At 72.5% G+C, this 12971-nt stretch carries 12 protein-coding genes; 2 read left to right on the forward strand and 10 right to left on the reverse strand.

Features of this window, described 5'->3' with window-relative positions; genetic code table 11:
- The first annotated feature begins 14 nt into the window (after positions 1–14).
- Complete coding sequence (locus ACWEPX_RS04820) at positions 15–905, forward strand: N-acetylglucosamine kinase (protein ID WP_451895755.1); 891 nt, start codon at positions 15–17, stop codon at positions 903–905.
- Here ACWEPX_RS04820 and ACWEPX_RS04825 read toward each other — a convergent pair.
- Positions 873–1508, reverse strand: a complete 636-nt coding sequence (locus ACWEPX_RS04825) for a DUF3159 domain-containing protein (RefSeq protein WP_451895756.1) — start codon at positions 1506–1508, stop codon at positions 873–875. The genes ACWEPX_RS04820 and ACWEPX_RS04825 overlap by 33 nt on opposite strands.
- Positions 1509–1699: 191 nt before the next feature.
- Between ACWEPX_RS04825 and ACWEPX_RS04830 the strand changes: the two genes are divergently transcribed.
- Complete coding sequence (locus tag ACWEPX_RS04830; protein ID WP_451895757.1) at positions 1700–2476, forward strand: SGNH/GDSL hydrolase family protein; 777 nt, start codon at positions 1700–1702, stop codon at positions 2474–2476.
- Positions 2477–2760: 284 nt separating this feature from the next.
- Here the strand turns inward: ACWEPX_RS04830 and ACWEPX_RS04835 are convergent, their stop codons facing one another.
- From ACWEPX_RS04835 to ACWEPX_RS04875, 9 genes are all read right to left on the reverse strand, one after another.
- Positions 2761–5541, reverse strand: a complete 2781-nt coding sequence (locus ACWEPX_RS04835; protein ID WP_451895758.1) for a BTAD domain-containing putative transcriptional regulator — start codon at positions 5539–5541, stop codon at positions 2761–2763.
- A gap of 128 nt (positions 5542–5669) precedes the next feature.
- Positions 5670–6569: an ectoine hydroxylase gene (gene thpD, locus ACWEPX_RS04840; protein WP_451895759.1), complete on the reverse strand. Its 900-nt coding sequence runs from the start codon at positions 6567–6569 to the stop codon at positions 5670–5672.
- Between the two features lie 29 nt (positions 6570–6598).
- On the reverse strand, positions 6599–6997 hold the full coding sequence (locus ACWEPX_RS04845) for an ectoine synthase (protein ID WP_451895760.1): 399 nt from the start codon (positions 6995–6997) through the stop codon (positions 6599–6601).
- Entirely contained in the window at positions 6994–8247 is a 1254-nt protein-coding gene (gene ectB / locus ACWEPX_RS04850; protein WP_451895761.1) for a diaminobutyrate--2-oxoglutarate transaminase, read from the reverse strand. The genes ACWEPX_RS04845 and ectB overlap by 4 nt, the downstream gene beginning before the upstream one ends.
- Before the next feature lie 45 nt (positions 8248–8292).
- On the reverse strand, positions 8293–8796 hold the full coding sequence (gene ectA / locus ACWEPX_RS04855) for a diaminobutyrate acetyltransferase (RefSeq protein ID WP_451895762.1): 504 nt from the start codon (positions 8794–8796) through the stop codon (positions 8293–8295).
- A gap of 253 nt (positions 8797–9049) precedes the next feature.
- The gene (locus tag ACWEPX_RS04860; protein WP_451895763.1) at positions 9050–9832 is read right to left on the reverse strand and encodes a PIG-L family deacetylase; all 783 of its coding nucleotides are present in this window, start codon (positions 9830–9832) and stop codon (positions 9050–9052) included.
- Between the two features lie 10 nt (positions 9833–9842).
- The gene (locus ACWEPX_RS04865; RefSeq protein WP_451895764.1) at positions 9843–11159 is read right to left on the reverse strand and encodes a lysine N(6)-hydroxylase/L-ornithine N(5)-oxygenase family protein; all 1317 of its coding nucleotides are present in this window, start codon (positions 11157–11159) and stop codon (positions 9843–9845) included.
- A gap of 85 nt (positions 11160–11244) precedes the next feature.
- Positions 11245–12192 (reverse strand): methionyl-tRNA formyltransferase, encoded by a 948-nt coding sequence (locus tag ACWEPX_RS04870; protein WP_451895765.1) that lies wholly within the window; start codon positions 12190–12192, stop codon positions 11245–11247.
- Between the two features lie 45 nt (positions 12193–12237).
- The gene (locus ACWEPX_RS04875; protein ID WP_451895766.1) at positions 12238–12960 is read right to left on the reverse strand and encodes a PP2C family protein-serine/threonine phosphatase; all 723 of its coding nucleotides are present in this window, start codon (positions 12958–12960) and stop codon (positions 12238–12240) included.
- Between the last annotated feature and the right edge of the window lie 11 nt (positions 12961–12971).

Raw genomic sequence — 12971 nt, forward strand, 5'->3', positions numbered from 1 at the left:
CAGCGCGCATCGCCGTGGGGGTCGACGCGGGCGGGACCAGCACCCGGGCAGTCGCCGTGGACGCGGGCGGCGCGGTCGTCGGGCGCGGCTCGGCGGGCGGGGCGAACCCCAACTCCAACGGGCTGGCGGCGGCCGCGGCGAACATCGCCGCCGCAGTCGGGGCCGCCCTGGCCGGGCGGCCGTGCGCCGGGTGCCTGGTCGGGATGGCGGGCTCGTCCAAGCTGCACGCCGACCCCGCCGCGTTCGAGCTGGTCAGCGCGGCCCTGGCTGAGGTCGGGGTGCCTGGGCCGCCGGTCGTGGTGTCCGACGCGGAGGTGGCCTTCGCCTCCGGGGCGGTCGAGGCCGAGGGCACGGTGCTGATCGCCGGGACCGGATCGATCGCCATGCGCATCTCCGGGCACCGCCGATCGGCGACAGCCGGTGGTTACGGATGGTTGCTGGGCGACGAGGGCTCGGCGTTCTGGCTGGGGCGCGAGGCCGTGCGCGCGGCGCTGGCGGCGGTGCAGCGGGACCGGCAGCCGGGGCCGTTCGCCGCGGCCGTGCTGGCCGAGGCGGGCGTGGGCGGCTTCGGCGAGCTGATCACCGCCGTCAACGCGGCGCCCCCGATCGCGCTGGCCCGTTACGCCCCCCTGGTGAGCGCGCACGCGGCCGATCCGGTGGCGGCGGGCATCGTGGAGCGGGCGGCGGCCGCGCTGGCGGAGCTGGTGGCCCAGGTGCGCGTGACGGGGCCGGTGGTGGTCGCGGGCTCCGTGGCGGGACCGGCGACGCCGGTGGGGGTGCGGCTGCGGGAGCTGCTGGCGGGCGTCGACGTGCGGACGGCGGCCGACGGCGTCGTCGGCGCGGCCCGCCTGGCCGCGCTCAGCGCGTTCGGCTCACCGGGCGACCTCGACCCGCGGATGCCGTAAACCCGGGTGGTCGGCGGGCAGGGACTTGCGCAGGACGACCGCGCTCACCGCGACCACCGTGGCGACCAGCGGCCACGAGAACGCGACCTGCGCCACCGTGAGCCACCACACCGACCCCGACCACCACAGCAGCCCGAACACGATCGAGCGCAGCGTGTACTGCCCGAAGACCCACACCCAGCTCGCTCGCGAATAGGCGCGCAGCAGGTCCGGGTCGCGCCGCCACCGCCCCTTCTGGCCCAGGACCGTGCCGACCACCGCGCCCAGCAGCGGCCAGCGGACGAGGATGCTCACCGCCCACGCCAGCCCACTGCCCACATTGGACAGGAGCCGGATCAGGAAGAAGTCCTGCGCGCGTCCGGTGTAGAGGGCGACGAGCGCGCCGGCGGCCACGGCGGCCAGGCTGCCCAGCACGGCCGTCGGCTTGCCACCGGTCATCACCCGCCACACCGCTATGACCAACGCCACCGCACACGCCCCCGCGGCCGCCCACCCGATCGAGTGGTCGGCCAGCAGCCACACCAAGCCGAACACGACCGGCGGCAGGGTGGCGTCCACCACGCCGCGCTTGCCGCCGAGGAGGTCGGCCAGGGAATCGTTCACAGGTCCAGCCTGCCTTACGCCGCGGAGGTTAGGTAGCCCTAACCGGGAATGCCGGACCGCACGAAATCGGTTGGCCGGGATGGCCGCCGGTCATACGCTGCGGTAACCGACGGTAGCGTAGGTCGGCGCCCACTTGAGATATTGGCCGAGTTGGTTGGGGAAGCCAACGGGTTCGAGGGGAGGACCAGGCGGTGCCGGGTTGGGAGAGCTGGATAGCGCTGGGTGACAGCTTCACCGAGGGCGTCGGCGACGACGGCCCCCACGGCTGCGTGGGCTGGGCCGATCGGCTGGCCGCCGCGATGGCCGACGAGAACCCCGCGCTGCGGTACGCGAACGTGGCCCTGCGCGGCAAGATGCTCGCCGAGATCGTCGACGAGCAGGTGCCCATCGTGGAGGAGGCCCGCCCGCAGCTGGTGACCCTGTGCGGCGGCGGCAACGACATCATCACCCCGGGCAGCGATGTGGACTCCGTCGCCGCCCTCTTCGACTCCGCCGTCGCGCGCCTGCGCGCCGCCGGGTGCGAGGTCGTCGTGTTCACCGGCCCCGACCCCCGCGTCCAGCCGCTGCTGCGGCGCGTCCGCGGCAAGGTCGCCATCTACAACGGCCACGTGCGCGCGATCGCCGAGACCCACGGCGCCCGGGTCGTCGACCTGTGGTCGATGCGGGCGCTGCACGACCGGCGCTCCTGGTGCGAGGACCGGCTGCACTTCTCCACCGAGGGCCACCGGCGGATCGCGCTGCGGGCGGCTGAGGTGCTGGGCGTGCCGACGGCCGGGGACTGGCGCGAGCCGCTGCCGCCGGAGCCGCCGCGGCGGTGGCTGCAGATGCGGCAGGCGGATCTGGCGTGGACTACCACGCATCTGCTGCCGTGGGTGCGGCGGCAGTTGACCGGGGAGTCGTTGGGGGATGGGTTGTCGCCGAAGCGGCCGGAGTTGGCTCCGGTGAAGGAGCGGGTCAGCTTGCGGTGAGGCTGCTCGTCTTGACGTGGGGGTGACTCGGCTCGCCTGCGGCGTTGCGCCGGGTTAAGAGCGCCCTCGCCGGGCGGGCAGGTCTCCGGGATGGTGGCCGGACTTGCGGGGTGGGCGCTGGCTGGGGGCTGCTGGTGTTTGGGTCTTTGAGTTCTTTAGTGCTGGCCGGCGCCGTCCCCCCTGGCGCCGGCCAGCTGTGGGCGGGGCTCCCCTGCCGCCCGGGTGCGCCTGTGGCGCGGGTGGGTCAGCTTGCCAGGTGGGGGGTGGGTGGGGCTAAACGGCGGCTAAATGGGGGGTAGGGCGTTGAGGGCGGCGCGGGCGGGGGTGGAGAGGGGGGAGCGGAGGTGGTCGTAGTGGGTTATGGCCTTGGTCAGCTCTGTTCTGGCTGCGGGGATGTTGCCCTGGTCTTTGTGGATTCGGGAGAGGATTTCCCGGGCGAAGGCTTCGGTCAGGGGTTGGGGGGTGTGGGTGGAGAGGGCGATCGCCTCTCGGGCGTGGTGTTCGGCGGTGGGGTGGTTTCCGGTGAGGTGTTCCAGTTCCGCCAGGTTGGCCAGGGAGAGGCCCAGGGAGCCCAGGTCCTTCTCCGCCCGGTAGATGGCCACCGCTTGGCGTTGGGGGGCTAGGGCTGCTGTGGGGTTGCCCAGGTTCAGGTGGGTTTGGGCGATGTTGTTGAGGATGTTGGCCTTCGTGGGGCGGTTGCCCGATTCCTGGGCCAGGCCCAGTGCCCGCTGGTAGCCCGCCAGGGCCTCCTCGTGGCGGCCCGCGGTGTAGTGGGCCGAGGACAGGGCGTTGTAGGCCATCGCCAGGAGTTGGGGGTCGTTGAGGTCGGTGGCGATCTTCACGGCGCGTTCGGCGTCGGTGAAGTGCTCGGGGGTGGGGTCGAAGCGGCTGGCCAGGACCATGCGGTTGAGCAGGAGGAGGACTTCGCCGCGGGGGTCGCCCGCGGCGCGGGCGCTGTCCAGGCCGGTGGTGACGAGCCACTCCCAGTCGTCGCGGCGGTGGCGGACGCGGCGGTACTCCGCGGCGAAGCGGGTCAGGGGCCACACCAGGTCGTGGCAGCCCGCCTCGGCGCCCGCGGCGGCGCAGGCGAGGATGTTGGGCCACTCGCGCTCGAACCACGCCAGCGCGGCGGCCTGGTCGGGCAGGTCCGGGCGGGGCAGCGGGTCCGCAGCCGGGTTCAACCCGTCCATCGCGCAGCGCAGCCGCCTGCGGGCGGCGTCCGCCGCCGCCGCGTAGTACCGCAGCAGCGCGCGCAGCGGGGTCAGCGAGTCGCCCGCCAGGTCGCGGGCGAACAGCCGCACCAGGTCGTGCATCCAGAAGGTGTCGGCGCTGCTCTCGGTCACCAGGAACAGCTCGGCCAGCGCGTGCAGCCGGGCCCGCGCCTCGGCCACCGGCACCCCGCACACCGCGGCCACCGCGTGCACGTCGAACCACAGGCCGGGGAACACCCCCAGCATCCCCAGCGTGCGCGCCTGGGCGGAATCCAAGCCGCGCAAGGTCACGTCGAGCGCGGCGCGGACGCCGGTGTCGTCGGACAGGCCGAGGCCCGCCAACCGGTTGCGCTCGTCGGCCAGTTCGGCGACCAAGTCGTCGACCGTCCACTGCGGACGCACCACCAGCCGCGCCCCGGCGATCCGCAGGGCCAGGGGCAGGTAGCCGCACAGCTCCACCAGCCGGGCCCTGGCCACCTCTTCCGCCGGGCCGCGCGGCGGTCCGGCGATGTGCTCGACCACCCGCGCCGCCGCGCCCGCGGACAGGATGTCCAGCACCAGCAGCCGGGCGCCGTCGGCCACCAGCCCGTCCAGCCTGCGCCTGCTGGTCACCAGCGCCAGCGCGCTGCCCCCGCCCGGCAGCAGCGGGCGCACCTGCTCGGCGTCGCGGGCGTCGTCCAGCACGACCAGCACCCGCCGCCCGGACAGCAGCGAGCGGTACAGCGCCATCCGGTCGGCGAGGTCGGCGGGCACGTCGTGGACGGCCACGCCGAGGGCGAGCAGGAAGTGCGCCAGCGCGTCGGCCGGGGGCAGCGGCGGGCGCCGCGGGTCGAAGCCGCGCAGGCTGACGTGCAGCACGCCGTCGGGGAAGTGCTCGGCGTTGCGGGCGCCCCACAGCACCGCCAGCGCGCTCTTGCCGATGCCCGCAGGCCCCGCGATGACCCCGAGCACCGGCGTGGCGCCGTCCGCGCTCAGCCGCAGGCCGTCCAGCCAGGCCAGCTCCGGCTCGCGCCCGGCGAACCCGCTGGGCGGCGGGGGCAGCTCGGCCGGGGTGACCACGCCCGCCCGCGGCGCCACCACCGCGGGCGTGCGGCTCAGCGTCGCGTCGTCGCGCAGCACGCGCCCGTGCAGCTCGCGCAGCGCCGACCCCGGCTCGATGCCCTGCTCGGCGGCGGCGCGGCGGGCGAAGCGCTGGTAGACCTCCAGCGCGGCCGCCCGCCTGCCGCCGCGGTAGAGCGCGAGCATGAACTGGGCGACGAAGTGCTCCCGGAAGGGGTAGGTGTCGACGAGGGCGGCCAGCTCGCCCATCACCTCGTCGTGGCGGCCGAGGTCGAGGTCGGCGTCGATGCGCGCCTCGATGACGGCGAACCGCAGCTCGGCCAGCTCCGGGGCGCGCACCCGCTGGTCGATGTCGGACAGCTCCGGGCCCCGCCACAGCCGCTGCGCGCGGGCCAGCAGCTCGGCCCGCACCGCCGCGGGCTTGCCCCGGGCGTCGGCCAGCAGCGACCGGGCCAGGAACACGTCCACCCGCTCCGGGTCGACCACCAGCCGGTAGTCCGACCCCTGCGTCTCGATGACCGCGCCACCGGGGTCCACTGTGGACAACCACTTGCGCAGCCGGGAGATGTAGCCCTGCACGATCGTGCGCGCGGTCGTCGGCGGCTCGTTGCTCCACAGCACGTCCACGATCCGCCCGATCGACACCGACCGCCCCGCCTCCAGCAGCAGCATCGCCAGCAGCGCGCGCGTTCCCGGCCCGCTGACCGCGTGCGCCTCGTCGCCGCGGGTCGCGCAGACCGGGCCGAGGACGCGGAACCGCACCGGTTCCGCGTCCTCCGCCGTTCCCAGGTTCACCAGTCCCAACCCCCTTTGCGGCTCCTCCCCGAGCACGCAAAGGACAACCTAGGCGGGACAGGCGTACTGGACGCCCGATTTCACCGACCCCTTACCCGGATGGCGTAAAAACCGAGATTAACTCGCAGTTAACGGGATAGCGGCGTGAACGTCCGCGACGCGATGAAGTCCGGTCGCGGGGTCGGCGCGGCATAGGGTTCCACAAGGGAGTTCTCGACGCTGTTGAACACCACGAAGATGTTCGAGCGCGGGAACGGCGTGATGTTGTTCCCGGAACCGTGCATGATGTTCGAGTCGAACATGAGCGCTGATCCCGCAGGCCCGGTGAACTGGTCGATTCCGTGCTCGGCCGCCAGCTGCGCGATGTGCTCGCGGCTGGGCACGCCGATCTCCTGCTCCTTGAGCGAGGCCTTGTAGTGGTCGGCCGGGGTTTCCCCGACGCACGGCACGAAAGTCCGCTGCGAACCGGGCATCACCATCAGCCCGCCGTTGAACGGGTAGTTGTCGGTCAGCGCGATCGAGATCGACACCGCGCGCGGCACCGGCATGCCGTCCTCGGCGTGCCAGGTCTCGAAATCGGAGTGCCAGTAGAAGCCCTTGCCCTTGAACCCGGGCATGTAGTTCACCCGGCTCTGGTGCACGTACACCTCCGAGCCCAGGATCTGCCGGGCCCGGTCGAGCACCCGCGGGTCCCGCACCAGCTCGGCGATCAGCTCGCTGATCCGGTGCACCTCGAAGATCGAGCGGACCTCGTCGGACTCCTTCTCCACGATCGTGCGCTCGTCGGCCTTGAGCCCGTCGTCGGCGGCCAGCCGGGCCAGCTCGTCGCGGTAGGCGCGCACCTCGGCCGGGCTGAGCAGCCCCGGGTACTGCGAGTACCCGCGCGCGTCGTGCGCGGCCAGGGTCGCGGCGTCCAGCGGTCCGTCCGCGCCCCGCCACACCGTCGGCTCGATGCGCTCGACGGGGTCGGCGGGCTCCGCGGTCCGCGTGCGGTAGCGGTCTTCGGTCCTCACGTCGGTCAGCGTCATGCGTCTGTCCTCCTTGGGGTCCTCGTGGATCAGGATGCGGTCGGCTCGACGATCAAGGGGTAGACGCCGTTCTCGTCGTGCACCTCGCGGCCGGTCACCGGCGGGTTGAACACGCACACCGTGCGCATCCGCGTCTTGGGGCGCAGCTGGTGGCGCTCGTGCCCGTCGAGCAGGTACATCGAGCCGGGGCCGAGCTGGTAGGTCGTGCCGGTCTCCTTGTCGAGCAGCTCGCCCTCGCCGTCCACGACGAAGACGGCCTCGACGTGGTTGGCGTACCAGAAGTCGTTGACCGTGCCGCCGTCGAGCACGGTCTCGTGCAGGGAGAACCCGACGCCGTCCCCGGCCAGGACGATCCGCTTGCTGCGCCAGTTCGGCGTCTCCACGTCGCGGTCGGTGCCGGTGATCTCGGCCAGCGTGCGCACGATCATGCGTCCCCCTTCCCGAGCACCGCGGTCACGGCCTCGGTGAGCACGGCGAGGCCCTCGTCGACCTCGTCCTCGGTCACGGTCAGCGGCGGCATCAGCTTGGCCACCTCGCCCTCCGGCCCCGCGGTCTCCAGCAGCAGGCCCCGCTCGAACGCCGCCCGGCACACCGCGCCCGCGGTGGCGCCGTCGGCGAACTGCAGGCCCCTGGCCAGCCCGCGGCCCTTGGCCTTGAGCCCGTGGGACTCGGCCAGGTCCTCCAGCACCCGGCCGACCTGCTCGCCCTTGGCCAGGGTGCCCTTCTCCAGGGTGTCGTCGGTCCAGTACTCCCGCAGCGCGGCGGTGGCGGCGACGAAGGCGGGGTTGATCCCGCGGAAGGTGCCGTTGTGCTCGCCGGGCTCCCAGATGTCCAGCTCCGGGCGCAGCAGGGTCACCGCAAGCGGCAGCCCCATCCCGCCGATGGACTTCGACAGGCACACGATGTCGGGCACGATCCCGGCCTGCTCGAAGCTGAAGAACGGCCCGGTGCGGCCGCAGCCCATCTGCACGTCGTCGACGATGAGCAGCATGCCGTGGCGCTTGCACAGCTCCGCGAGCCCGCGCAGCCACTCCGGGCGGGCGACGTTGATTCCGCCCTCGCCCTGCACGGTCTCCACGATCACCGCGGCGGGCTCGTTGAGCCCGCTGCCGCTGTCGCCGAGCAGCCGCTCGAACCACAGGAAGTCCTCGACCTTGCCGTCGAGGTAGTTGTCGAAGGGCATGGGGGTGGCGTGCACCAGCGGGACGCCCGCGCCGCCGCGCTTGAGCGAGTTGCCGGTGACCGACAGCGCGCCCAGCGTCATGCCGTGGAAGGCGTTGGTGAAGTTGATGACCGACTGCCTGCCGGTGACCTTGCGGGCCAGCTTCAGCGCCGCCTCCACGGCGTTGGCGCCCGCCGGGCCGGGGAACATGACCTTGTAGTCCAGCTCCCGCGGGACCAGCGCGATTTCCAGGAAGGTCTCCAGGAACTCGCGTTTGGCCGCGGTGTTCATGTCCAGCGAATGGGTCACCCGGTCGGCCATCATGTAGTCGATGACGGCCTGTTTCAACACCGGGTTGTTGTGCCCGTAGTTGAGCGCGCCCGCGCCCGCGAAGAAATCGAGGTATTCGCGGCCGGACTCGTCGTACATGCGGGCGCCGACAGCGCGGTCGAAGACGACCGGCCAGCTGCGGCAGTAGCTGCGTACCTCGGATTCGGTCGTCTCGAAGACGTTCATCCACTCACCATCCAGGGTTTCGGCAGGGGTTGTGCTGCGCGGTGCTCACGCCGGAACGGCAACGGGCTGCAGGGGGCCGATCCGGTGCAGGTCCTCGCGGTCGTGCTCGTCGGGGAAGGCGTCGGCCGCGAACAGCGCGGTGGCCTCCCGGCGCGCGCCGCGGCGGCGGGCCAAGCCGTCGAACAGGGCGATCGATGCGGTGTTGTCCGGGGTGATCGTGGTCTCCAGGTAGCGCACGCCGCGCTCGGCGAGGCGCTCGACGAGGTGGTCGAGCAGCTGCCCGGCCAGGCCCCGGCCGCGCTGGGCGGCGTCGACGGCGATCTGCCAGATCACCAGCGTCTGCGGGTCGGCCGGGCGCAGGAATCCGATGGCGAAACCGACGGCAGCGCCATCGGCGCGCACGACGGCCGAGGTCTCCGCGAAATCGCGGCACCACAGCAGATATGCGTAGGAGGAGTTCAGGTCCAGCGTCCCGGAATCGCGCGCGATTCGCCACATGGCCGCGCCGTCGCGGGTGGTCGGCTTTCCGATCTGGTGCTTTCCGGACATACCAAGGCAACGTAACAGGGACGTTCCCGGATTACCGGTTATGGCGTTTTGCGCACCCCGCCCCACCTGCGCAGACGCAGAAACCCCGGTGAGGAGCCCAACAGTTCGGTTGTCGCTTGCAACTGGCCTGTGCTACCGGCCGCCGCGGGTCGCGGGCGCACCCTCCACGGTATTGCCGAACGCGCCGGGCGGCTGAAGGAGCGCCCACCGCGCCGAGGCCACCCCCAGCGGCCTCGGCGCGGTGGGCGGGGGCCTAGAGGCCCGCCATGAGGTCGGTCTCGGTGATGCCCGGGCCCGCGCCGCGGCGGATGAACCACTCGGTGCCGAAGGCGCGGGCGAACTCGTCGTCGGGCATGGCCAGGAAGAAGGAGTCCTCGGCGATCTGGCTGGCGTGGGCGCGCATCGCGGCCCGCTTGACCCCCAGGTAGGCGGTGACGTCCACGGCCGCGGTCAGCTCGGCCTCCGGCTTGCCGACCTCGAAGTCCTCCGGCGGCCCCCAGTCGGTCTCGCCGCGGTCGCGGGCCGCGGCGGCATCGGCCTGGATCTGGTCGCGGTTCATCGTCGCCTGGTAGACCCGCGGGGTGCCCGCCAGCTCGGCGGCGCGGTAGCCGACGTGGTGGACCTGGATGTGGTCGGGGTGGCCGTAGCCGCCAAAGTCGTCGTAGACGGTCAGCACGTCGGCGCGCTCGTCGGCGAGGATGTCGGCGAGCTTGCGCGCGGCGTCCTCGACGTCGGCGCGGGCGAAGGCGGCCGGGTGGTCGTTGTCGGCCGTGCCCGCCATGCCGGAGTCGCGGTAGCCGAGGAACTCCACCCGCGCCACGCCCAGGATCTCCGCGGCGGCCCTGGTCTCGGCCACGCGGCGCTCCCAGAGCTGCTCGCCCGGGTCCAGGAAGCCGTCGGGCACCTCGCCGACCTCGCCCCTGGTCGCAACCACCAGGACGACCCGGTGACCGGCGTCGGCGGCCTTGCGCATGATGCCGCCGCAGCTGATGCACTCGTCGTCGGGATGGGCGTGGAAGGTGACAAGGGTTGCCATGCGGCCGAAGCTACGCCGGAGCACCGACAGCGCGCACCGGCGTTCGCTGTGGGCGAGACGCACCGGCCAGCACGGACTCCAGGATCTCCCCGACGCGCACCGCGGTGTTCGACAGCAGCGTCGAGGTGAGCCCGTGCGTGTGCTCGGTCCCGCCCTGCAGGTAGATGCCCGCGGTGACGTTGCCCGCGGTGCGCAGGCGGTGGTCGCGCTCGACGACCGCCTGCCCGGCCGCGTCGCGCTCGCACACCGCGCCCGCGCGGCCCAGCAGCTCGAACACGTCGCCCGGTCGGTACCCGGTGGCATAGACCACCGCGTCGCAGCGCAGCGTCTCCACCGCGCCGGTCGGCAGGTGCTCGACGGCGGCGTAGACCGCGTCGTCGGTCTCCCGCACGAACCGCAGCCGCGAGGCCGAGCGGATGTCCAGCCGCCGCACGCCTTCGACCTTCTCCCGGTACTCCCTGCGGTACAGCTCCTCGATCAGCTCGAGGTCCACCACGGAGTAGTTGGTGTTGCGGTGGTAGCCCATCAGCATCGCCTTGACCTCCGGGCTGGCGCCGTGGAAGTCGTCGACGGCCGCGGGGTCGAAGATGCGGTTGGCGAACGGGCTGTCGTCGGCGGGGGTGTAGCCGTACTTGGCGAACACGGCGGTGACCGCGGTGCCCGGCAGCGTGGAATGCAGCTGCGCCACGGTTTCCGCGCCGCTCTGCCCCGCGCCGACGACGAGCACCCGGCCCGCCCCCTCCAGCGACCCGATGCGGTGCATCAGCTCGATGTTGTGCCACACGCGGTCGGAGGTCTCGGCGTCCTCAGGCAGCACCGGCCGCAGCCCGGTTGCGACGACGAGGTTGCGGGCGCGGAAGGAGACCACGCCGTCCTCGCCCGCCGGGGTGGCCACGACGTCGAACCACGCGACCTCGCCGTCGACCTCGACCGGCCGCACCGAGATCACCTCGACGCCGTAGCGCACCTGGTCGGCGACCCGCTCCGCGGCCCACTCGAAGTAGTCGTGGAACTCGGTGCGCAGCGGGAACATCGTCTTGTGGTTGATGAAGTCGACCAGCCGGGCGCGGTCGCGCAGGTAGCACAGGAAGCTGAAGTCGCTGGCCGGGTCGCGCATCGTCACCAGGTCCTTGAGGAACGAGACCTGCATGGTGGCGTCCGGGATCAGCATGCCCCGGTGCCAGCCGAACCGCGCCTGCCGCTCGCAGAACAGGCTGCGCAGGGCGCGCTCCGGGTGCCGCCGGTTGTGCTCGTCGACGGCGACCGCCAGGGCGAGGTTGGACGGGCCGAATCCGATGCCGACCAGGTCGTACACCTCTGTGGTCACGTTGCCCCTCCGTCGCCAATCTTGACCGAACGGAGGTAAGGCTAACCTAATGAAGGGGTGCTCGGGAGTGGCCTGCGTCTCTCGCCTACGGCTGGGCGGTCAGGTAGCCGCCCATGCGGGTGAAGTACTCGTGCGCGGTCAGTTCAACGCCCTCGTCCGTCCGGACCCTGGTCACCAGCAGCGCCTTGCTGCGCCCCCGTCGCGCCTGCGCGCCCGCGACGACGGCCACGCCGTCGCCCTCGCGGTAGAAGATCCGGCCGGGGGTGCCGCCGTAGACGGCCTCGGACACCCGGGCTTCCACGATCTCCAGCTTCCGCCCGCGGTGGTAGGTGAAGGCGCTGGGGTAGGGGGCGCACTGGGCCCGCACGAGCCGGTCCAGCTCCTCGGCCTCCCACGTCCAGTCGATGCGCAGGTCCTCGGCGGAGCGCTTGTGGAAGAAGCTGGCCTTGGTGCGGTCCTGCGGGGTGAAGTCGGTGTCCCCGCGGGCGATGCGGGCCAGCCCCTCGACGGTGAGCTTGCCGAACAGCGGCAGGGTCTTGTCGAACAGGTCCTTCGTCGTGTCCCGCGGACCGACCTCGACCGCCTCCTGCGCCACGATGTCCCCGGCGTCGAGCGTCTCGTCCATCATGTGGGCGGTGACGCCGACGTGCGTCTCGCCGTTGATGAGGGCCCAGATGAGCGGGGAGAACCCGGCGTAGGCGGGCAGCAGCGAGTCGTGGACGTTGAGGGTGCCCTTCGGCGGGAGGGTGAACACCCGCGGCGGGATCCAGGTCCGCCAGTTCGTGGCGACGATGACGTCCGGGTCGGCCTCTTTGAGGGCCTGCATGAGGTCGTCGTCGTCAGCCTTCTCGCGGATGAGGACGGGGATGCCGCTGGCCTGCGCCAGCTCCTCCACCGAGTCGGCCCAGATGCGCTCGTAGGCACCCTCGCCGCGCGGGTGGGTCACCACCATGACCACCTCGTGCTCGGATTCCAGCAGGGCTTGGAGGGTGCGGTGCCCCCAGGTCTGAAAGCCGAACATGACGACCCGCATGAGCCTCTCCTCGGTTAGGTAAGGATTACCTAGCTGAGGTTAGGCTCACTGCCGCAGGTCCACAACGACGGCGGTCACGTTGTCCCGGCCCCCGGCGTCCACGGCCATCTCGACCAGCCGCTCCGCGGCCGCGCCCGGGTCTTCGACGTCGGCGAGCACGCCCGCGATGTCGGTCTCCGGGACCTCCAGGGTGAGGCCGTCGGAGCAGATGAGGAACCGCTCCGGGGCGGCGGTGGGGAAGACGTCGAGGTCGGGCTCGGGCGCGGGGGTCATGCCCAGGGCGCGGGTCAGGACGTTGCCCAGCGGGTGGCCGACGGCCTCCTCCGGCGCGATGTCGCCCGCCTGGACCATCTCGGCCAGCTCGGTGTGGTCGGTGGTCAGCTGGGTGAGGACGCCGTCGGCGTGCCGGTAGACCCGCGAGTCGCCGACGTTGAACACGACCCAGTGCGGCGCGCCCTGGAAGTCGGCCAGGCACAGCCCGGTGAGGGTGGTGCCCATCCCGCGGTAGAGGGGGTCGCGGCGGCCCGCGGCGAGGATCGCGGCGTTGGCCTCCAGCACCGCGGCGCGCACATCTTCGGGCTTGACGGTCCGCCCGACCAGCCCCTTGGCCACGGCGACGGCCAGCCCGCTGGCCACCTCCCCGGCCACGTGCCCGCCCATCCCGTCGGCGACGAGGTACACCCCGTCGGCGACGAGGTGCGCGTCCTCGTTCCCGGACCGCACGACCCCGACGTCGGTGGCCGCCCCGGCGCGGATCATCTCCCCCATACCCGGGTGAT

Source organism: Actinokineospora sp. NPDC004072, assembly GCF_053604195.1.

What these genes read in the sequence shown, in the direction of transcription:
- ectA (WP_451895762.1), bottom strand. Translation starts at nt 8,796, where the DNA reads ATGTCCGGAAAGCACCAGATCGGAAAGCCGACCACCCGCGACGGCGCG.
- ACWEPX_RS04845 (WP_451895760.1), bottom strand. Translation starts at nt 6,997, where the DNA reads ATGATCGTGCGCACGCTGGCCGAGATCACCGGCACCGACCGCGACGTG.
- ACWEPX_RS04875 (WP_451895766.1), bottom strand. Translation starts at nt 12,960, where the DNA reads ATGGGGGAGATGATCCGCGCCGGGGCGGCCACCGACGTCGGGGTCGTG.
- ACWEPX_RS04870 (WP_451895765.1), bottom strand. Translation starts at nt 12,192, where the DNA reads ATGCGGGTCGTCATGTTCGGCTTTCAGACCTGGGGGCACCGCACCCTC.
- thpD (WP_451895759.1), bottom strand. Translation starts at nt 6,569, where the DNA reads ATGACGCTGACCGACGTGAGGACCGAAGACCGCTACCGCACGCGGACC.
- ectB (WP_451895761.1), bottom strand. Translation starts at nt 8,247, where the DNA reads ATGAACGTCTTCGAGACGACCGAATCCGAGGTACGCAGCTACTGCCGC.
- ACWEPX_RS04860 (WP_451895763.1), bottom strand. Translation starts at nt 9,832, where the DNA reads ATGGCAACCCTTGTCACCTTCCACGCCCATCCCGACGACGAGTGCATC.